The sequence below is a fragment of the Bacillus sp. FJAT-28004 genome (assembly GCF_001280845.1).
In the GTDB taxonomy this organism is placed as follows: domain Bacteria; phylum Bacillota; class Bacilli; order Paenibacillales; family Paenibacillaceae; genus Pristimantibacillus.
In genome coordinates this window covers 3303613-3323571 of record NZ_LGHP01000001.1, presented here as the reverse complement: position 1 = coordinate 3323571, position 19959 = coordinate 3303613, and the positions used below count along the sequence as shown (strand labels likewise).

Sequence of the window (19959 nt, the reverse complement as noted above, 5' to 3'; positions counted from 1 at the left end):
GTGTGCTTTTGATAGCTGCTTAGCAGAGATCATGTAAAAGAAAAGCACTCCTAAGCTGTATGAAAATTAGCTTAAGAGTGCGTGGTGGAAGAAATGATATCAACTATTTTCTTTGTTTTTGTTTGCGAAGAGTAAGGAATCCAGCTGAAAGGGCAAATGCACCGATGAGATAATAAGGAATCGGACTGCCTTCACCTGTTTTTGGCAGGGTATCAAGCGGGACTTGATCTTCGTCAACATCAACGACAGGAACGATTGGAGGTTCGCCCTCCTCGCCCTCACCAATTCCTCCAATAGGCGGGTCTTCATCATCAATTTCAATAATTGGCGTTGCCTCAGGTGATGATGTCGGTGATGTCGTTACCGTAGTTGTTACAGTCGGTGTATTCACAGGTGTAGGAGATGGTGTAGGTGAAGCAGTCGGTGTATTCACAGGTGTAGAAGATGGTGTAGGAGTAGGTGTATTCTCAGGTGTGGAAGATGGTGTTGGTGTAGGCGTATTCTCAGGTGTAGATGATGGTGTTGGTGTTGGCGTAGAACAGGTTTCACCTTCGTTCACAAGTGAAAGCTCCTTCTCACTGCCCCAATGAATTTTAAGCGTATTAGGTATAGCTTGGGGATCGGTTGGGTTGACAAGTTCCGTATTCGTTGTTAAATTGACGGAATCTTTCCCAGGTATAACGCCATTACCTGTTTGATTTGAATTTGGAATCTCCCATGAAAAAGGAACTTCGATATTACTCTCATTGCTTACTTTCCAGATTCTTGTCTTATCCGGTTCGGCTGAGCATGCCGATTCAAGTTTAAGCTTAGGCGTATTGATTACTTGTTTTTGTACCAAATTATCAGTCGTTACTACGATCTGCTGGCTAGCCACTAGATCCGTGGTAAAGCCGTCTAAGGTTAATTCTTTTAACGTATAGGTGCCGATGGGCAATTCGTTGAATTGCAGAATACCGTCACTATTTGTAACACCGCTTTTGATTAAAAGGCCATTTTTCCAAAGCTCGAAGGTTATGCCTGCATGAGGAGCGCCTTCTACATGATTTAAGTGTTTGTTGATTGTAATATTACCGGTACAGCTATTCGAAAGTTTTAGGTTCCAGGCTAAAATTTTGTCGCCGTGAGCGCCGGGACCTAACTTCTTAATTAAATCACCGCTATAGATATCTATTTGATAAGGTAAACATTTTGGAATATTAATTGTGACGGTGTGGGTTCCGGCTTTGGGATATACAATAGATTGTCCTCCCTCAAAGTAAGTCTGCAAGTTGTATGGAATGGTTGTATCGCCAGAACCAGGAGCCCAGTCTGCAGGGCCTTCATAGGCGGAGAAGCTAACTCTGACGCAATCTTTTGTCGTCTGGAAGGTTGCGGTAGCGGTTCCATCATTATTGACTACGATATTGGAATGCGTTGCAATGACATCCTTCCGATCTGATGAGTATTGCGGGCAGCTATTCTCATCTACGAGTGCCGCAGTATCTGTGCTTTGATTGCTCTCACCTTCCGCCATGGCAAGGGAACTAATCGACAACGTGAAAATTAATAATAGGGCCAAGCTTAAACAGAGCTTCTTCTTGAAATAACGCATCGTTCACTCTCCTCTTAGATACGTAGTGGGGTTCCAAGAGGGCCGGTTACACTACTAGCTCCATATAATCCAAGTGTCCAGTTGTAGATTATACTTCATCGCTTCCCTAGTTATTTTGAATGCGAAAATCCACTCTCCCTTTCTATATGCGCGCATAGGTTATATATGCATGTATTCATAGTAAAATGATACCATGTATTGGAAATTGCTCAAGGGTGTTTCTTTGTCGGAAAATGACTAATAATCATCGCAAACTAGGATATAATTTTGACATAACGCACATTTTGTCACCTTGTCCCTCGATTGCGGAACCAGTGGGCTCTTCATGGCATATAGTGTCACAAAGAGGAGGTGGCCGCCATGTTTGAACTTTTACTTCTTGTTATTGGCTGTTATGTTTTGGCTGCATTGTCGGTGCATCTGGCGTTTCGAATCTGGCGAGGACGCCAGCAATCCAGCAAGCATTATGTGCTTGTTGCGGACGTCCAGCAAAAAAATATGGAATGGTATGTACGCTCGCTGTTTTCTTTCTCACGGAGGATGGGCAAAAATGTGCGGTTGACGATCGTAGATCAAGGGGCAACGGATGAGACGCTGGCTATTGTTGAACGATTAGCTAGAGGGGGCAATGAGGTTAGGATACACTCTAATGGATCGGATCCATTGACCGAAAGCAAAGATAGTAAGCGTTCTCAAACGATGGGTGTGGATGGAACTCAGCTGTTATGGCTGCTGCAGGCAGAAGGGGTTGTGTCGCTTTCCGATCATGCGGTGCTGGTTGATTTGCAAAACCCGTCAGATTTGTCGAAAATGCCGTTTTAGTATATACTTTACGGTAATGGAATAACCGGAGTGAAGCACACTCAATAACGCTAAATGCGTTGTTGGGTGTGCTTTTTTTTGTTTAAAGCGTTGGAAACAACAGTCTCCTGTTGTTCTAGATGTGTGGTCATATTCAATTTAACATGACTTTAAAAAAAACCAGCTATTTAAAGCGTCAAGGGAGCGGATGGAGATGAAGGCTCAGGTTTATGTTGTGAATGTGTGCGGATGCTGGAAGGCCCGAGTGACCATCAAATCAGCGGTGGATAAACACTTCTGGATGAGTGGCAAATTTGGTGAAGCAGGCTGCCTAAATAGAGGAATTGCGGATGAAGGCTGGTTAATAAAAGAAGAACTGCCGCTTGGGGATGCTTGTGTTGCAGTGGAGCTTTGGGATAGGGCTATGAATCGAGGCAAAGATGGCAGAGCGGGTAAAGATAAAAGCGGTAGCGGAGCGGGCGGAAATCATAGCAGTTATGAGGCGCTTAAGCTGTTGCTTACATGTGCTGAGGAGGCGAGGGTTATGGGTATGGGTAGTCGAGAGGCGGAAGCTGGAGGGCAGGCGAGTCGTGATCAGAAATTTGATGGAGCAGCAAAGCATGTTGATAAAAGTAGCAAGATTGTGGGGGAAAGCCGTTGGTTGCGTTGGGGGAAGCGGGAGAAGCAGTATGGGACGGTGGGGGTAGAGAGTGTGCTTGGGTTGGTGGAGCGGTGGAAGCGGGTTCTAGGGGCGGAGCAGGAGTTTGTTGGAGTAGTGGGAGCGGGAGCGAGGTGTGAGGAGGGAGAGGCGGGACGAGTGGGTGAGTTACTTGAGCATAGAGAAGTGGCAAGAGGCAGGGTTATGATCTTGGGCGGGGAGGGAGCGCGAGTTTATAGCGCTGCGGAGCTGGGAGAGATCGCGGCAGGGGCGAAGCTTGCCGCGGGTAGGATGCAGGGACGTGCGCTTTTGCGAAGCGAGGCACACGCCCTGTTAGATGGCGCAAGCTGTCCCGGTGCCGCGTCAAGCTGGAGAGAAGTGCTCCAGCTTGCTGCGCTGCTCGGGCAGGTGCGCCTGAGCGGATCAATCGCCACCGTGGTTGGCGGGCGATTGGACGCTTTGGGGCGCCGCTGTTTGCGCTGCGGGAGCGGCGAGGCGCAAATGCACCGCACGGCATGTGCAGCGTGCGGGAGGCACTGCGCCTATTGCATGGCGTGCATTGGGATGGGGCGAAGCCGGGAATGTGAGCTGCTCATTACAGGGCAGCGCATGGGGGTGTGTTTGGCAGAGGCGAGCGTAGGCGGCTCTGCGCAGGTGTTGAAGCCGCTGACGTATGAACAGCGGCTTCATAAATGGGCGCTGAGCCCAGCGCAGACAGCTGCAGCGGCCGAGGCATTGCAGTTTGTGGAAGAGCCGTCGCTGGATCGGTCTTCATCAAAGAAGATCGACTCAGACCAGGTAAGGGATTTTCTCCTCTGGGCCGTTACGGGAGCGGGTAAGACGGAAATGATTTTTCCGTTGGTGGAATCTGTCCTACTGCGGGGTGGGAAGGCGCTTATTGCAACGCCGCGCCGTGATGTGGTGATCGAACTTGACCCGCGCATTCGAAAAGCTTTTCCTAAGGCATCGGTCGTAACGTTATACGGTGGAAGCGAGCAGCGCTGGGAGAGTGGGGATATTACGCTTGCAACCACACATCAGTTGATGCGGTTCTATCAAGGGTTTGACCTTGTTGTAGTTGACGAGCTTGATGCGTTTCCCTACGCGGGTGATCCGCTGCTGCATTTCGCAGCAGACAAAAGCTGTGCGCCAGGTGCCGCTCGTTTGCTGCTGTCTGCTACCCCGCCTAGTGAGCTGCAGCGAGCAGCCAAACGCGGGAAGCTTCCTCATGTAAGGGTACCTGTTCGTTATCATCGTCATCCGCTTCCTGTACCCAAGCTCCTTCAAACACCGACAGTAAAGCAGATGCTTCAGCAGCGTAAGCTGCCGCCAAAGCTGTTAACAGTCATGCGGGCATCGCTTGATCGCGACGCCCAGCTTTTTGTATTCGTGCAGCAAATTGCGCAAACCGAGCCTATGGCGGCTTTGCTGCGCGCAGTTTTTTCACTTTCTGCTATAGCGGCCACCTCTTCCCAAGATGCCGAGAGAACGGAGAAGGTACAGCGTTTTCGCTCGCGAGAGATACGGGTGTTAGTTACGACTACCATATTAGAGAGGGGAGTTACAATTCCAAAAAGCGATGTCTACATCCTTGATGCAGACGGAAGGCTCTTTGACGAAGCTTCCTTGGTCCAAATGGCAGGCAGGGCAGGACGTTCCGCGGAAGATCCATTCGGTCGAGTTTATTTTTGCAGCCACGATCGCAATCGGCCGCAGCTGCTTGCTGTGAAGCACATACAAACGATGAATCGCATGGCTCGCAAGCAAGGCTACTTGCTCCCCACACCCAAAGGAGGCTCGCCCATATGAGTGTCTCGCCAAGAGCTTGGCTTCAGCGTCTTCAATCCGCTTTCACCCTATCCGCGCAGCTGCTTGCTCCCCATTCTGCCGCATGTCTCCTTTGCGGCAAACCGCAAAGCGAGGCTCGCAGCGCGAGCAGCTACAACCACGCGAAGCTGACGACCCTGCTTCGAAACTCCCTTTGCGGAGCGTGCCTCTCCGCAATACCATGGCTCACCCGCATCGCCTGCCGTAGATGCGGGCGCGGAATCCCCTGCGAGGACTGCATACGTCGTCCGCATGGCTCATTCGTATGCAACCGCAGCGCGGTTCATTATAATCAAGCGATGCGAGCAATGCTCGCCCTGTACAAATACAGGGGCAACGAGCAGCTCGCTCCTTTGCTTGGAGATATGCTCCTGCCTGCATTCGAGGCGATGACCGCTGAAATCATTCAGCAGTCTAACGTGGCAAGCATTAGTAGTCGCAGCCGTAGAGCGAAAATATCAATAGCGGATTACTGGGATGCCATTACCTATGTTCCTGTCAGTGAAGAACGAGTAGCGGATCGAGGCTTCAATCAAGCGGAGCAGCTAGCCAGCCATATTGCTAAGCGCTATCAGTTGCCGCTTATGGAATTACTCATTCGTTCTCGCCATTCAGAGAAGCAAAGCTTCAAAACGCGCTCCGAAAGAATGCGCGATACCCAATCACTTTTTGAAGTGAATACAATTAATATAAGCTTATTGGTTTCTAGACCACATAGCAAAAAGCAACTAAACCATAGAGCTGCTCGCATACTTTTAATTGACGATATCTATACGACTGGAAGCACGGCAGAAGCCTGCTCAAAAGCTCTTCAACGACATGTGGAGCAGCCGCTTGATATCTATATTTTGACCTGGGCTCGCTCATAATTCAGCTAGGCTGATAGATCTGATAAATAGATTCATAGTGAAAAAGTTAATGCTATCGATTAGAATGTAACTAATAGCTTGTATGGTTTTACAAAAAAAGGAGGGCTCAGAGCGATGAACCTAGATAATTGTCCTCGCTGCGGTAAGCTTTTTGCAAAAAACTTTAGAGACGTGTGCCCGGCATGCATGCGAGAAATTGATAAAGAATATGAGCTTTGCGCAAATTATTTGCGTGAGTTTAGAGGCTCGATTATAACTGAGGTTTCTGATGCTACTGGCGTTTCGATTAAACAAATTACAAAGTTCATACGTGAGGGTCGTATCTCCATTATGAATGCGCCGAATATGTCATACCCTTGTGAATCCTGCGGAACGCTGATTCGTGAAAATCATCTTTGCGACAATTGCCGCCAGCGTATCGAGAAGGATAAAAAGCAAATGTTCCAAGACATATCCAGAAAAGAAGATTTAAAGAGTGCTTACAAATCAACAGGTGTTTATAAAGGTTTAGAGAGATACAACGATAAATGATTTAAGTTAATATTTTGTTGACTATAAAATTTCACTTGACTGAAGCCGATAATACTTGTAAAGGTAATCGGCTTTTTTAGTTCCTGTAAATAATGAGGTGGGTAAACAATGAAAATAAATGAGACGAATCGTATCGGAGCGCTTAATCCTTACCAGAAGCAAATGGAGTCCAGAATCGGCGGGACAGACAAAGCAAAGCAGAAGGACGAGGTTCAAATCTCTGCAGCTGCCAAGGAATTACTATCCACAAGCAAATTGAGCGGAGCAGACAGAACAGAACATATTGAACAGCTGAAGCGTTCGGTAGCAACAGGCAACTATCATGTGGAAGCTGGCAAGATTGCCGAGAAGCTGCTTCCCTTCCTGAAGGAGTAGTCCTCTAAATGAATGAGTACATCCAGCAAATCATCGTGATTTTGCAAGAGCTATTAGACGAGCACCTTCAGCTAATTGAATATGGTAATGCGAAGACATCGGCCATTACCGTAAACCAAGTAGAGACGCTCTCGTATATTTCCAGTAAAGAGAAGAAAAGCCTTCAGCGCATAATGGATCTGGAGCAGCAGCGTATCTTTTTGATTGGAAAATATATGCTCGACCAGAAACTGACTGCCCATCGTTCATTCAAAATGGAGAAGCTCATACAGGCTGTTTACCAAGCGAATGAGAAGCAGCAGCTTCAAGCTATATGGAATGACCTGTCGGCGGCCCTTAAGAAACTTCAAGATATTAACGAATTCAATCAGCAGCTCGTAAGGATGACTCTGGAGCATTTGCATTTCACTCAGGATTTGCTGCTTGGTCCGACTGAGGAAGAAGCGACCTATCATCGTGCTGTGCAAGGCATGGCCTTAAATCGTAATGGCCGCTTTAATATGAAAACGTAACAAGAGAGGACAATATACGATGGCATCGACTTTTCATGGCTTAGAAACGGCAAGGCGCAGCTTATTCACGACTCAGTCTGCTCTGAATACGACTGGACACAACATTTCAAACGCCAACACGAAGGGATATTCGCGCCAGGTAGTGAATATGACTGCATCAAGGCCAATAGACGCGGTTGGTTTCTCCAAATCAACAGCAGCTGGTCAGCTTGGTACAGGGGTAGAGGCGTCATCTATCACCCGTATTAGAGAGAAATTTCTGGATAATCAGTATCGTAACGAATATAAATCATATGGTAATTTCTCCGTACAGCTCGACACACTCTCTAAATTAGAGGGCATCGTGAATGAACCGAGTGATACAGGCCTCAGAACGGTTATCTCGAATTTTTGGAATTCGTGGTCAGATCTCAGCAAAAACCCGGAGAATGCCGATGGCCGCAAAGTCGTTATGGAACAAACGATGGCTTTGGTTGATTCCTTTAATTACACGGCGAAGCAGCTCGGCGATCTAAAAGCAGATTTGACGGAAAATGTCGAGATTAACTTAAATACAGTTAATTCGATTACGACAAGCATTGCCCAGTTAAATGGCGAAATTAGACGTGTTGAAGGCTTAGGAGATAACGCGAACGATTTGCGAGATCAGCGTGATCTGATTACAGACCAGCTTTCGGGATTAATCAATATTCGCGTAGAAGACCAAGAGAGCGGCTATAGAATTATGATGGGCGGTACGGAGCTGGTACAAGGCACAGCTACTGCAGCACTGGATTCGGCAGCGATAGCTACGGCTGTTGCTTCTGGTGATTTAAATAGCGGAGCTATTTATGGGACGATTTATGCGAGAGATCATTACGTTGAGGGGTATATTGGAGAGCTCAATAATCTCGTTCAAACAATGGCAAATGGTGAATTTGAAGTTACTTTGCCTAAAGGTTCCGTATTGCCAGAGGGAACAGTTTTGAACAATGTTACTTACTCTGGGACAAATCGTACATTAAGTGAAGATACAACGGTTACGGTAAAAGGGCTTAATGGTTTGCACCAGCTTGGATACTCATTAGCGGGACAAGAAGCAGGCTTACCGTTCTTCACAGACGGTTCGGGCGGAACAGCAGGACTAAATGCGGGCAACATAACACTTAACCCAGCCATTGTCGCGAATTCCAATTTGATTGCTACATCAATGCGAGTGGCTACGAATGCAGATGGTTCAGAGTCAGTCATTAGCGGTAATAACTCATTAGCCGTTCTTTTCTCACAAATGAGAGATACTCGTTTTGACTTCGATGCGGGGACAGGTGAGAACAAAAATACGGTGGATGCTTATTTCCGTTCTGTTGTCGGTCAGCTGGGCGTACAAGCAGCTGAAGCAACTCGGATGCAAGCGAATCAACAAATTATCGTCGATCAAGTTGAATCCCGCAGACAATCGGTTAGTGGAGTTTCGCTAGATGAAGAAATGTCCAATATGATCAGATATCAGCATGCATACAATGCAGCTGCTCGAAATATGACGATGATTGATGAAGTTTTAGATAAGGTCATTAATGGCATGGGCCGTGTAGGCTTATAATTAAAAACTGGAGGTGAGACATTATGTCGTTTCGCGTGACACAATCGATGATGAATACGCAGCTGCTGCGTAATATATCGAACAATATGGGGCGCATGAATACCCTTCAAAATCAATTATCAACGGGTATGAAGATCAATAAGCCATCTGATGATCCCGTTGGTATCACTTTTGCTCTCCGTTACCGTAGTGAACTGGATTCCAATGATCAATATTCCAAAAACGTAAGCTCTTCGTTATCTATGCTGGAATATACAGACACTTCGATTGGACAAGCAGGAGAAATTATGCAGCGTGTCAGGGAGTTATTGGTTAAGGGTGCCACTGGGACGAATGAGCAAACAAGTCTTGATGCAATAAAAGTCGAAATGTCGCAGCTATATAATCAAATGGTGGAAATTGGTAATAGTCAATTCAACGGTAAACAAGTATTTAATGGCGAATTGACAGGTGAGAAGCCTTATCCAACGATGGGAGTAGACGGTACAGTTGATTTGATAGCTGATCCACCTTTGTTAAAAGCATATCAAGTCAGCTCGGATAATGGCTCAATTAAATATGAGCTTTCTGCGGGTATGAAATTAGGCGTAAATATAACAGGTAATGAAGTTTTTGGGAATGGTATATCTCCAAACGCAACTCAAGCAGAGATCGAAAGCAACGACAACGTCTTTCTACTTCTTCAAAGAGCATATGATATGCTTGGTTCAGCTGATCAAAAGGGAGTTTCCGCATTGATTGGGCAGGTAGATAGCCGTATGAATACAATGCTTACGAAGCGTGCTGAAGTAGGAGCTAAAGTAAATCGGGTCGATATTGTTCAAAATCGACTTGCGGATATCGAAATCAATTTAAAAACGGTACAGGCGAAAACAGAAGATGCCGATATGTCTGAAGTGATTACTAATATGAAGACAGAGGAAAATGTGTATCAGGCTTCCCTATCAGTTGGAGCACAGCTTATACGTCCAAGCTTGGTTGACTTCTTGAGATAGGGGGAGATAAACATGCGAATTCCTCAAATTCAAATACGCCAGACAGATGCAGTTCTGTCCATTGATGCCGATATTGGCAAACAGCGTCTTGAGCAGCCTGCTGCTACTATGGAAATGGAACAGATTAGGCCAGAACAACATTTCAATACAACCAGAGGACGGCTTGAAATTAATCAAGATCGAGTATGGGATGCTTTAGCAGTTGGAAACAACTTGCAAACAATGAGCAAAATATATTCAATGGCCTCTGATATTGCGTTACAGGGTATTGCACGTATTGTGGAGAAGGGCGATCAGATGGCATCGATTCATTTAGGTGGAAACCCCATTGCAGAGATGGCAAGGGATTGGAAACGAACCTTCCCTGAATTTGATTTTCGCGGGGAAGCAGCCTATGATAATATTGATATTCAATATATTCCTAGCGAGCTCTCCATTGAAACAACACCAGGTCGAGTGAATCTAAATGTTCAAGTGAACAAGCCCATTCATGAATATGAACGCGGCAAGCTGGACATTTATATGAGCCAATATCCTAATGTGGAGATTATTCCTCCACAACTCGATCAACTCATTTAGATGTTGCCATTATTTTAGACTATAGATCATTTGCGCATGACGCATTGGGTCTATAGTTTTTATTTTTAATAAAAGAGGAATCCTAATAGGGGGTTATGATGTGAATACAGAACAACTAATTTATCAATTTGAGCAGGGTATTCCAGGTTTCGAGCATTTGAATCAATTTTTATTCGAAGAATTCGGAGACGTACTGCCAATGAAGCTAATGAAGGCTACTGAGGAGAAAAGCATATCAATGTTAGTTGCAAGTCCATTTTTGTTTTATCCAGAGTACGAATGGCAGCTCCCAGAAATCATTAAACAAGAACTAAGCATTAAAAATGAAGAAGAGGTCGAGATTTGGTCTGTCATAACGGTTTCTACGGACTTTGCAAATGCGACAATTAATTTGCTTGCCCCGATCGTTCTGAATAACAGAACAAAATTGGGAAAACAGCTTATTCTTCACGATAGTACATACAGTTCGCGTGCTCCGCTCAATCGAATTTAGGGAGGTAGAGAAGCTATGCTCGTTTTATCAAGGAAAACTAATGAGTCCATCATGATTGGCGCGAATGTTGAAATTATTGTATTGGGCGTAGAAGGTGACAATGTTAAATTGGGTATACGAGCGCCGAAAGAAGTTGATATTCATCGCAAAGAAATATATATGGCTATTCAAGCCGAAAATCGTGCGGCAGCAACTAGTGCAGTATCCATTGAGGACGTTTCAAAGTTTTTTAAAAAATAATTTGTTTTTTTAAATATAAGCTATAAACAATTGATGGAGAAATCCGATAAATATAATAGCGCGATAATAGGACGGCCGAACTATTATCGTAAGCTTCCGCAAGGATGCGGAAATACGAAAATTTCAAGGAGGAAATAACAATGATTATTAACCACAATATCGCAGCTTTGAACACACACCGCCAATTGGGTGCTAACACTGCAGCTACTAGCAAAAACATCGAGAAATTGTCTTCTGGTCTTCGCATCAACCGTGCAGGTGACGATGCAGCTGGCCTTGCAATCTCCGAAAAAATGCGCGGTCAAATCCGCGGATTGGATATGGCTTCGAAAAACTCCCAAGATGGCATTTCTTTGATCCAGACTGCTGAGGGTGCTTTGAACGAAACACATTCCATTTTGCAACGTGTGCGCGAACTAGCAGTTCAATCAGCAAGTGATACAAATAACGATAAAGATCGTGGAGAACTTCAAAAGGAAGTTAACCAATTAGTATCAGAAATCGATCGTATTGCCAATACTACAGAGTTCAATACTAAGAAGCTATTGAATGGTGATCTTTCTGGTAAAAAAGCTGCTCAAGTAGCAGTTGCAGCAGGTTCAGCTGTATTGTCAGATGCAGGAGCAACAAAAGCTTCCGCAGTTACAGGTTCTTTCACAGATACAACTGTAGGAAAACATGAAATGACAATTTCCGTTGGTACTCAAGCTTACTCAGAGACAGCTCTTAAATTTGCTTCCAATCAGAAGCTGACTGATCTTGGAGTTACTGATACTACTGATTTTACAGTTAAAGTCGGCGCAGCTGCTGCTGTATCGATTACAGGCTTAACAACAGAAAGTACAGTTCAAGATTTGGTTAATGCTATTAATACTCAAGTCACAGGTGCTACTGCTACTTTGTCCGAAGATGGAAAACTACTAATTAATGCAAACAATACTACTGATGCACTTGTGCTTGCAGATGCAACAGGCGGTAATGTACACTCGAAATTGTTTGCTGGCGCTACTACAGGAGCAGCATCTGCAACTAACTTAACTGTATCGGATAAATTCACTGCAGAAGATGGTACAGTATCTACCAAAGTATATCGTCTTACTAGTGTTGCAGCAGCAGATGCAGTTGTAGGAAATGGCATAACATTAAAGTATGATGGTACTAATGCTCTTGCGGCTGGTACTGTTACTGTTAACTCCCTAGCTCAAAGAAATGCAGTTGCAGCAAAAGCTGATTCTTCTGCAAGTTTCCAAATTGGTGCGAATGAAAACCAAAATGTGAAAGTTGACATTGAAAAGACAGACGCTGAATCTTTGGGATTAACTGATACTACAGGTGCTACTCCAAAAACTATCAGTATTGCTGACGCAAAATCTGCTTCCAAAGCGATTACAATCATTAATAATGCTATCGAAAATGTATCAAGCGAGCGTTCTAAACTAGGTGCATTCCAAAACCGTCTAGAGCACACAATCAACAACCTAAACACTTCTTCCGAGAACTTAACTGCTGCTGAATCTCGTGTTCGTGACGTAGACATGGCAAAAGAAATGATGAGCCAAACGAAAAATAATATCCTTGCTCAAGCTGCTCAAGCTATGTTGGCTCAAGCTAACCAACAACCACAAGGCGTTCTTCAATTGCTTCGTTAATCTTAAAAGAGCAAAAATTAAGAGACTCCGTTTTTTTCGGGAGTCTCTTTTTTTTGAGTGATGGTCCAATAATAATCAGATTAACTAAGTTTTAGTATCAACAGATAACACTCTGACTGTTGACTTCAAATATACTATGATTAATATTATCAATTTTCCTAAACAATACATTAATAATAGCCGATAATACTTGTATTAGATTTAATGATTTTGACACAACTATTGTGCAGTAGTTTTATTATTTATTGAAATCGCATATGGGTTTAAGAAAAAAAATCATAATATTAAGATTCAATAGCTTTATAAATATTGGATATAAATAGATGAGAAGAGGCTGGAGGATAACCATGATAAACTCGATTCGGATGGGCGGCTTAGTATCAGGTTTAGATACAGAAACAATCGTTAAAAACTTAATGAAGGCTGAGAGCGCCCCATTAAACAAACTTCTCCAGAAAAAGCAAACGGAGGAATGGAGACGTGACCAATATAGAGAGATGAACGCTCTCTTATCGGATCTTAAAAATAAAACCTTTGATATGAAGCTACAAGGAACATACCAGAAGAAGGTTTTGACATCGGATAATGATTCGGTCGTATCTGTAAAACAAAAGGGGAGCCCAAGCGCATCCGTTTATAATGTTGAAGTAGATAAGCTCCCCGAGCCAAGTAAGGCAGCGTCTGTGAAATTCACTACAGATGCTATTTTGAAAGATGGGTCTACTGCAATTGGAGAAGAGTTTTCCTTTGCTATTGGTTCAGAAATTAAGAGTATTATTGAAGTGAAAAAAGATGATACAATCAATAGTATATTAGCAAAAGTTAATGCTCTTTCTTCGAAAACGGGTGTTAGTGCAAGCTACTTGAAGGATGATAAATCCATCACGTTTACAACAACGACTAGTGGGGCGGAATCTAAAATAGAGCTTAGTGGCCAGTTTGGAGTTAAGCTGGGCATGTCTGCTGGGATTGTTGATGATAAAGTGATAATTAACCCAGCTGATCCGACAAACGAAAACTTTAAAACAAGCACGGGACACCAACTCTCAGCAGATGCTAAATCAGCAACCGTGAAGATTAACAGTATATCTTACTCAGTCAATAGTACTTCCTTCACGTTCGATGGTGTGGAATTCAATATTAAAAGTAAGGGAACGACCCAAGTCAACCTCAAGCCCGATGAGGATGCAATCTTCAAATCGATTAAAGAATATGTAGAGAAATATAACGATATTTTGGATAAAATTAATAAGAAAATCAGTGAAAGTAGTTATAAAGATTTTAAACCTCTATTAGCTGAGGAGAAAGAATCATTATCGGATAAGCAAATTGAACAATGGGAAGAGAAAGCGAAGAGCGGTTTGTTGCGTCAAGATACTTTGCTCTCAAATGTGTTATCTCAAATGCGTCAATCTTTATCAACGAATGTAAAAGGCACCGGCATTGATCCTAAATATGATAGTCTTAGTGAGATTGGAATCACAACGGGCACCTATTCGGAAAAAGGGAAGTTATATATTAGTGATACGAAGCTGCGTGAAGCAATTTCTCAAAATGGAAATGCTATAATGGAGATGTTTACAAGGACGAGTACCTCAACAGATGCCAATGTGAAATTAAATGAAAGTGGATTTGCTGAGCGTTTGTACAATCAACTTAACGTTTCGATGGGTAAGCTTACGGACAAAGCAGGGAGTTCTGCTTCACTTGCAGACAAGAGTATTCTTGGTAAGGGTCTGAGCAGAATTAATACAGATATTAGTAAGTGGGAAACGCGACTTGAGGGTATTGAAAGTCGTTATTGGAGAAAATTCACTGCAATGGAAACCGCAATGAACAAAGCAAATGCCCAAGGGAATTGGTTATCACAACAACAAGGTTGAGTTAGCTAAGAAATAAGAAGCATACAATTTATTAAAGCTTCATAGGAAAGGGTAAGTGTATATGAATACCTCTCTAGATTCTCTTCTTAACGAACTTTTAAATCACACGCTTTCGTTAGAGCAGAGAGTATTAGATGACAATAGTGAGCCCGAAGAATGGATAGAGCTTTTGAATAAGAGACAAGAGATTATAGATCTCGTTTCTGAATTGTTAGCTCAAGGTTTATCCTTTACCGATACACAAAGAAAAACCTATCTTCAGCCAGCGTATGAGATTGATCAGAAGATTGTTCCCATCATGGATCGGAAGAAACAAGCATTGGGTTCAGAAATCATGAACATGAAGAAAACCCAAGCAGTCAATCAGCAGTACGGAGATTATGGTAATTCTTATTCGCCATATGGCGCATTTTTTGATAAAAAGAAATAATTAACCAAGGCTTCTCCTAGAGAGGCCTATTTTTAATTCTTTAATTTTGATAATCGCACCATAACAAATTACAAGTTTTCTTCTAACACAAAAGAGATTAGTTGCCGATATATAAGCTAGGACTATTGATGCGGAAGGAATGATAGGTAATGAACACTAATATACCGGTTGCTGGGGTGATTAACTCGCTGAACCGAAGTATTGTCAGTATTGACAGTAGTAATTCTGGAGTAGATAGAGCGAGTGCTAGCGGGGTAAGTGAATTGCAAAATCTTTCGAAATTTTCTAGTTCAGCAGAATTGAAAAAGGCAGAGGCTCGCGGTGAGCATGTTGCAATTAGTGAAGAGCAGCTTGTTAAAGCAATCGATAGAGCAATAAAGGCTATGGAAGGCAAAAGCACAAACCTAGAGTTTTCTGTACATAAGCAAACGAATATAATCTCAGTAAAAGTACTAGATAGTACATCGGGTGAAGTCATTCGAGAAATCCCTCCAGAGAAAACGTTGGACTTTGTCGCCAAAATGTGGGAAATGGCTGGTATACTAATAGATAAAAAAGGTTAGCTCCATTTTTGTAAGATGAAACCACACAGCTCTTAAATGACACATTAATTTAGTTCTTAGGAGGATAAACAATGCAACTTCAACAACGTAATAAGTATCTTCAAAATACGATTCAAACGGCTACCCCAGGACAACTACTTATTATGCTCTACGATGGCGCTATCCGTTTTTGCCGTCAAGGGATTGAAGCGATAAAAGAACAACGCTATGCAGACGCAAATACAAGCCTTTTAAAGGTGCAGGATATTGTAAGTGAGTTCATCATTACAATTGATCGTTCTAACCCCATTTCAGAAAATTTGCTCAAATTATATGAATATTTTAATACACGTTTAATAGAAGCAAACATGAAGAAAGATGTAGAGCCGGCAGAAGAAGTGCTTGCCCATCTTATTGACTTGAAAGAAACCTGGATTCAGGCAGCCAAGCAATATAATCAATTAGCGGCTCAAGCGAATGGAAATACATTCAAACAAACGCAATCAACCGTTGTTTAATTAAATTGAACGAATAAAAAGCCGCCCTTTGGGCGGTTTTATTTTTGAGAGTAAAGAACCATTTTCAGATATTTTAACCGTTCATTCGACAAGGACAGCCTTCCAAATTCGTTGTTACACCTGAAATGAATTCGCTTACAATAAATTGTTTGACAATTCCGTAAAGTGGGTGTTATAGTCAAATTGTGGGTTATACAAAGCGATGCCTCACAGTATTTGAAGATGAAGGGAATGTTTGCACATGCAAGGTAAAGTTAAATGGTTTAACGCGGAAAAAGGTTATGGATTTATCGAGACTGAGCAAGGCGGCGACGTATTTGTTCATTTCTCCGCTATCCAAACTGAAGGATTCAAAACACTTGAAGAAGGCCAATCCGTCGAATTCGATATTGTTGAAGGCGCTCGTGGTCCACAAGCAGCAAACGTAGTTAAACTGTAATTATCCGGCTGATCCAGCCAACTTATAATTTGGATCATTAAACAAGTAACTTACACAAAGCTCCGGGAAACCGGGGCTTTTTTTTGTTAACCGAGTGGGAATAAGGTGTATATGACTAAGTTGTGACAAGTCTCGTAGTTCTATAGCATTATTTATCTGAATATTCTAAATAGATAAAAAACTATTTTGATCTCAGTGCCTACATATGATATAATAATAACATGTAAAGGAGGAGTTCCCCATGAACTACAACATTCGAGGTCAACACTTTCAAGTGACAGACGCATTGAGAGACTACGTCGAAAAGAAACTCAGCCGATTGGATAAATATTTCGAAGCACCAATCACCTCCGAAATTAACGTAACACTATCCGTCACCAAAGGGAAACATGCAGTTGAGGTGACCATACCGCTCACCGGTGTCATGCTAAGAGCCGAGGAGAAAAGCGAGGATATGTACGCATCGATTGATCTGGTTGCGGACAAACTCGAACGACAAATACGTAAACATAAAACTAAAGTAAATCGTAAGTTCCGCCAAAGCAGCGGTGTACGCGCTCTATTTAAAGAAGAAGGCTCCGCAGTGGGCGTTCTGGAAGAAGAGGATGATCTAGAGCTCGTTCGTACTAAGCGTTTTGCACTCAAGCCTATGGATGTGGAAGAAGCGATTTTGCAAATGAATATGGTAGGACATAGTTTCTTCGTTTTTTCGAATGTAGACAACAAAGAGGTTAGTGTTGTGTACAAACGCAGCGACGGGAAATATGGGTTAATTGAGCAAGGCTAGCCGTCATTATACATTACATTAGATGAGCCTTTTCTCCTTTATGGAGAGAGGCTTTTTCTTTTACAATCATCCTCGTTGCGGCGGTGTCGACAAACTGATACAATTTAATGCAAAGAGGCGTTACTACGAAAGGGGAATTCCATGCTCGGATTAGTGAAAAAGATATTTGGTGACCATAACGAGCGCGAGGTAAAGCGGATCCAACGGACGGTAGATGAAATAAATGCGATTGAGCCAAAATTCACTGCTTTATCTGACGAAGCGCTCCGCGCGAAAACTGAGGAATTCAAAGCAAGAATTGAAAAAGGCGAGACGTTAGACAAAATATTGCCTGAAGCTTTTGCAACAGTTAGAGAAGCTTCCAAGCGTACGCTTGGCATGCGTCACTTTGATGTGCAGCTGCTCGGCGGTATCGTACTGCATGAAGGTAAGATTGCGGAGATGAGAACGGGTGAAGGTAAAACGCTCGTTGCGACGCTTCCAGTATATTTGAACGCATTGCTCGGCAAAGGCGTACATGTTATCACGGTTAATAACTATCTTGCACAGCGTGACAGTGAGCTTATGGGCCAGCTGTATGGCTTCCTGGGTATGACTGTCGGTTGTAATCTTCATGGCTTATCGCATGATGAGAAGCAAGAAGCATATGCATGCGATATTACGTATGGAACAAATAATGAATTTGGTTTTGATTATCTGCGCGACAACATGGTGCTATACAAAGAACAAATGGTACAGCGTCCTCTTTATTTTTCCATTATTGATGAAGTGGATTCCATTCTTGTCGATGAAGCGCGGACACCGCTTATTATTTCTGGACAGGCTGCTAAATCAACAGAGCTCTATTTTGCAGCAGACCGCTTTATTGGCCGTTTGAAGCCTGAAGAGGATTTCACGATCGATATTAAGCTTCGCAGTGTAATGTTAACTGAAGCAGGCGTTGAGAAGACGGAGAAGGCATTCCAAATCGAGAACCTGTTCGATCATGCGAATGTTACCCTCAACCACCATGTTCAACAAGCGCTGAAAGCTAACTTTATTATGAAGCGCGACGTGGATTATGTAGTGGAAGAAGAAGAGGTTGTCATCGTTGATGAATTTACCGGTCGTCTTATGTCGGGACGTCGCTATAGCGACGGTCTTCACCAAGCTATTGAAGCGAAGGAAGAGCTGAAGGTTCAGAACGAGAGCATGACGCTTGCGACGATTACTTTCCAAAACTATTTCCGTATGTACCGCAAGCTGGCTGGTATGACGGGTACTGCGAAGACAGAGGAAGAAGAGTTCAAGCGTATTTATGGACTCGATGTTATTCAAGTGCCTACAAACCGCTCGATGATCCGTAAGGATATTGCAGATGTTGTCTACAAATCCGAACTCGGTAAATTCAAAGCGGTCGTAGAAGAGATCGTAGAACGCCACAGTAAAAATCAACCGGTACTCGTAGGTACAATATCTATCGAGAACTCGGAGAAATTATCAGATATGCTGAAGCGCAGAGGCGTTACGCACAAAGTGCTCAACGCGAAGTTCCATGCGGAAGAGGCAGAAATTATTTCGCGCGCTGGTCAATCGGGCTCTGTAACGATAGCAACGAACATGGCTGGACGTGGTACAGATATTTTGCTAGGTGATGCGGTTGCTGAACTAGGCGGCTTGCATATCATTGGTACAGAGCGCCATGAAAGCCGTCGGATCGATAACCAGCTGCGTGGTCGTGCTGGACGTCAAGGCGATCCAGGTTCATCACAGTTTTATCTATCGCTTGAGGATGAGCTGATGCGTCGCTTCGGTTCTGAAAATATTATGGGCATGATGGATAAGCTTGGACTTGATGAGGATCAGCCGATTGAGAGTCGGATGATTTCTAGAGCCATTGAATCGGCGCAGAAACGCGTTGAGGGCAATAACTTTGACATTCGGAAAGTCGTTCTACAATACGATGATGTCATGAATCAGCAGCGTGAGGTTATCTATAAGCAGCGCCGCGATATTCTTGGTTCGGAGAACATTCGCCAGGAAGTTATGGAAATGCTTAAGCCTGTGATCGAACGTATTGTTGAGGCTCACTGTTCGGAGGACATTCCGGAGGAGTGGGATCTTCAAGCCATCGTTGATTATGCTCAAGCGAACTTCCTGCAAGAGGGATCTTTGACCAAGGAAGAGATTTGGGGCAAAGAGAAGGAAGAAATTATCGACTACATTTATGCTGAAGTCGTTGCTTCCTATGATGAGCGTGAACAAGAGCTTGGTGAAGAAACGATGCGTGAATTCGAGAAGGTCGTTGTGCTTCGTGCGGTAGATAGCAAATGGATGGATCACATCGATGCGATGGATCAGCTCCGTCAAGGTATCCACCTGCGTGCATACGGCGGTACGGATCCACTTCGTGAATATCAATTTGAAGGCTTCGAGATGTTCAAGGAAATGATCGAGAGCATCCATGAGGAAGTTGCAAGATACATTATGAAGGCGCGCGTAGAGAGCAACCTGGAGCGTCAAGAGGTAGCTCAAGGCCAAACGACTACGACGAGCGGCGGCGGAGAAGCTATGGAGAAGCGTCCTGCTAAGCGCGAAGATCGTGTAGGCCGTAACGATGCATGCCCTTGCGGCAGCGGCAAGAAATACAAACAATGCCACGGCAAGTAAGGAACGGCA

The 19959-nt window shown here is 43.6% G+C and carries 19 protein-coding genes, 2 pseudogenes and 1 riboswitch; of the genes and pseudogenes, 20 read left to right on the top strand and 1 reads right to left on the bottom strand.

Annotated elements, in window-relative coordinates; all coding sequences use genetic code 11:
* Window positions 1-103: 103 nt before the first annotated feature.
* Window positions 104-1594: a SpaA isopeptide-forming pilin-related protein gene (locus AC787_RS33790; protein ID WP_054025407.1), complete on the bottom strand. Its 1491-nt coding sequence runs from the start codon at window positions 1592-1594 to the stop codon at window positions 104-106.
* 33 nt (window positions 1595-1627) lie between these two features.
* Window positions 1628-1709, bottom strand: a riboswitch (cyclic di-GMP riboswitch).
* A gap of 245 nt (window positions 1710-1954) precedes the next feature.
* On the opposite strand from AC787_RS33790, the gene AC787_RS14420 reads away from it, so the two are divergent.
* The 20 genes and pseudogenes from AC787_RS14420 to secA all read left to right on the top strand — a co-directional run bounded on the left by AC787_RS14420 (window position 1955) and on the right by secA (window position 19950).
* A complete protein-coding gene (locus AC787_RS14420; protein WP_054025406.1) occupies window positions 1955-2416 on the top strand; it encodes a glycosyltransferase family A protein in 462 nt (153 codons plus the stop codon).
* 193 nt (window positions 2417-2609) lie between these two features.
* Window positions 2610-4862: a DEAD/DEAH box helicase gene (locus AC787_RS14415; RefSeq protein WP_054025405.1), complete on the top strand. Its 2253-nt coding sequence runs from the start codon at window positions 2610-2612 to the stop codon at window positions 4860-4862.
* Window positions 4859-5749 carry a ComF family protein gene (locus AC787_RS33275; RefSeq protein ID WP_054025404.1) on the top strand — a complete coding sequence of 297 codons (891 nt, stop codon included), beginning with the start codon at window positions 4859-4861 and terminating at the stop codon, window positions 5747-5749. The genes AC787_RS14415 and AC787_RS33275 overlap by 4 nt, the downstream gene beginning before the upstream one ends.
* 114 nt (window positions 5750-5863) lie before the next feature.
* Complete coding sequence (locus AC787_RS14405) at window positions 5864-6280, top strand: TIGR03826 family flagellar region protein (RefSeq protein ID WP_054025403.1); 417 nt, start codon at window positions 5864-5866, stop codon at window positions 6278-6280.
* Window positions 6281-6388: 108 nt separating this feature from the next.
* Window positions 6389-6655 carry a flagellar biosynthesis anti-sigma factor FlgM gene (gene flgM / locus AC787_RS14400; RefSeq protein ID WP_054025402.1) on the top strand — a complete coding sequence of 89 codons (267 nt, stop codon included), beginning with the start codon at window positions 6389-6391 and terminating at the stop codon, window positions 6653-6655.
* Window positions 6656-6663: 8 nt separating this feature from the next.
* Complete coding sequence (locus AC787_RS14395; protein WP_054025401.1) at window positions 6664-7167, top strand: flagellar protein FlgN; 504 nt, start codon at window positions 6664-6666, stop codon at window positions 7165-7167.
* Window positions 7168-7186: 19 nt separating this feature from the next.
* The gene (flgK, locus tag AC787_RS14390) at window positions 7187-8746 is read left to right on the top strand and encodes a flagellar hook-associated protein FlgK (protein WP_054025400.1); all 1560 of its coding nucleotides are present in this window, start codon (window positions 7187-7189) and stop codon (window positions 8744-8746) included.
* Window positions 8747-8769: 23 nt separating this feature from the next.
* Window positions 8770-9741, top strand: a complete 972-nt coding sequence (flgL, locus tag AC787_RS14385; protein WP_054025399.1) for a flagellar hook-associated protein FlgL — start codon at window positions 8770-8772, stop codon at window positions 9739-9741.
* 12 nt (window positions 9742-9753) lie between these two features.
* Window positions 9754-10320, top strand: a complete 567-nt coding sequence (locus AC787_RS14380; RefSeq protein WP_054025398.1) for a DUF6470 family protein — start codon at window positions 9754-9756, stop codon at window positions 10318-10320.
* A 100-nt stretch (window positions 10321-10420) separates the two neighbouring features.
* Window positions 10421-10813: a flagellar assembly protein FliW gene (fliW, locus tag AC787_RS14375; RefSeq protein WP_235560980.1), complete on the top strand. Its 393-nt coding sequence runs from the start codon at window positions 10421-10423 to the stop codon at window positions 10811-10813.
* A gap of 15 nt (window positions 10814-10828) precedes the next feature.
* Window positions 10829-11053 carry a carbon storage regulator CsrA gene (gene csrA / locus AC787_RS14370; RefSeq protein ID WP_054025397.1) on the top strand — a complete coding sequence of 75 codons (225 nt, stop codon included), beginning with the start codon at window positions 10829-10831 and terminating at the stop codon, window positions 11051-11053.
* 140 nt (window positions 11054-11193) lie between these two features.
* Window positions 11194-11619, top strand: a pseudogene (locus AC787_RS35380) (flagellin); the annotation flags it as partial.
* 756 nt (window positions 11620-12375) lie between these two features.
* A pseudogene (locus AC787_RS35375) lies at window positions 12376-12702 on the top strand (flagellin); the annotation flags it as partial.
* A 347-nt stretch (window positions 12703-13049) separates the two neighbouring features.
* Complete coding sequence (gene fliD, locus AC787_RS14360) at window positions 13050-14585, top strand: flagellar filament capping protein FliD (RefSeq protein WP_054025395.1); 1536 nt, start codon at window positions 13050-13052, stop codon at window positions 14583-14585.
* A 61-nt stretch (window positions 14586-14646) separates the two neighbouring features.
* On the top strand, window positions 14647-15015 hold the full coding sequence (locus tag AC787_RS14355; protein WP_054025394.1) for a flagellar protein FliT: 369 nt from the start codon (window positions 14647-14649) through the stop codon (window positions 15013-15015).
* Between the two features lie 149 nt (window positions 15016-15164).
* Complete coding sequence (locus AC787_RS14350) at window positions 15165-15578, top strand: flagellar protein FlaG (RefSeq protein WP_063847528.1); 414 nt, start codon at window positions 15165-15167, stop codon at window positions 15576-15578.
* A gap of 71 nt (window positions 15579-15649) precedes the next feature.
* Complete coding sequence (gene fliS, locus AC787_RS14345; protein WP_054025393.1) at window positions 15650-16075, top strand: flagellar export chaperone FliS; 426 nt, start codon at window positions 15650-15652, stop codon at window positions 16073-16075.
* 241 nt (window positions 16076-16316) lie between these two features.
* Complete coding sequence (locus tag AC787_RS14340) at window positions 16317-16514, top strand: cold-shock protein (RefSeq protein ID WP_028608231.1); 198 nt, start codon at window positions 16317-16319, stop codon at window positions 16512-16514.
* A 241-nt stretch (window positions 16515-16755) separates the two neighbouring features.
* Window positions 16756-17301 (top strand): ribosome hibernation-promoting factor, HPF/YfiA family, encoded by a 546-nt coding sequence (gene hpf, locus AC787_RS14335; RefSeq protein ID WP_054025392.1) that lies wholly within the window; start codon window positions 16756-16758, stop codon window positions 17299-17301.
* Between the two features lie 141 nt (window positions 17302-17442).
* Entirely contained in the window at window positions 17443-19950 is a 2508-nt protein-coding gene (gene secA / locus AC787_RS14330) for a preprotein translocase subunit SecA (protein WP_054025391.1), read from the top strand.
* Window positions 19951-19959: the final 9 nt, after the last annotated feature.

Excerpts from the sequence above, each read along its gene's own strand:
- secA (WP_054025391.1), top strand. The coding sequence starts at position 17,443 with ATGCTCGGATTAGTGAAAAAGATATTTGGTGACCATAACGAGCGCGAG.
- AC787_RS33790 (WP_054025407.1), bottom strand. The coding sequence starts at position 1,594 with ATGCGTTATTTCAAGAAGAAGCTCTGTTTAAGCTTGGCCCTATTATTA.
- AC787_RS14350 (WP_063847528.1), top strand. The coding sequence starts at position 15,165 with ATGAACACTAATATACCGGTTGCTGGGGTGATTAACTCGCTGAACCGA.
- hpf (WP_054025392.1), top strand. The coding sequence starts at position 16,756 with ATGAACTACAACATTCGAGGTCAACACTTTCAAGTGACAGACGCATTG.
- AC787_RS14340 (WP_028608231.1), top strand. The coding sequence starts at position 16,317 with ATGCAAGGTAAAGTTAAATGGTTTAACGCGGAAAAAGGTTATGGATTT.
- AC787_RS14420 (WP_054025406.1), top strand. The coding sequence starts at position 1,955 with ATGTTTGAACTTTTACTTCTTGTTATTGGCTGTTATGTTTTGGCTGCA.
- AC787_RS14395 (WP_054025401.1), top strand. The coding sequence starts at position 6,664 with ATGAATGAGTACATCCAGCAAATCATCGTGATTTTGCAAGAGCTATTA.
- AC787_RS14380 (WP_054025398.1), top strand. The coding sequence starts at position 9,754 with ATGCGAATTCCTCAAATTCAAATACGCCAGACAGATGCAGTTCTGTCC.
- flgL (WP_054025399.1), top strand. The coding sequence starts at position 8,770 with ATGTCGTTTCGCGTGACACAATCGATGATGAATACGCAGCTGCTGCGT.
- AC787_RS14415 (WP_054025405.1), top strand. The coding sequence starts at position 2,610 with ATGAAGGCTCAGGTTTATGTTGTGAATGTGTGCGGATGCTGGAAGGCC.
- fliD (WP_054025395.1), top strand. The coding sequence starts at position 13,050 with ATGATAAACTCGATTCGGATGGGCGGCTTAGTATCAGGTTTAGATACA.
- csrA (WP_054025397.1), top strand. The coding sequence starts at position 10,829 with ATGCTCGTTTTATCAAGGAAAACTAATGAGTCCATCATGATTGGCGCG.
- AC787_RS14355 (WP_054025394.1), top strand. The coding sequence starts at position 14,647 with ATGAATACCTCTCTAGATTCTCTTCTTAACGAACTTTTAAATCACACG.
- AC787_RS14405 (WP_054025403.1), top strand. The coding sequence starts at position 5,864 with ATGAACCTAGATAATTGTCCTCGCTGCGGTAAGCTTTTTGCAAAAAAC.
- AC787_RS33275 (WP_054025404.1), top strand. The coding sequence starts at position 4,859 with ATGAGTGTCTCGCCAAGAGCTTGGCTTCAGCGTCTTCAATCCGCTTTC.
- fliS (WP_054025393.1), top strand. The coding sequence starts at position 15,650 with ATGCAACTTCAACAACGTAATAAGTATCTTCAAAATACGATTCAAACG.
- flgM (WP_054025402.1), top strand. The coding sequence starts at position 6,389 with ATGAAAATAAATGAGACGAATCGTATCGGAGCGCTTAATCCTTACCAG.
- flgK (WP_054025400.1), top strand. The coding sequence starts at position 7,187 with ATGGCATCGACTTTTCATGGCTTAGAAACGGCAAGGCGCAGCTTATTC.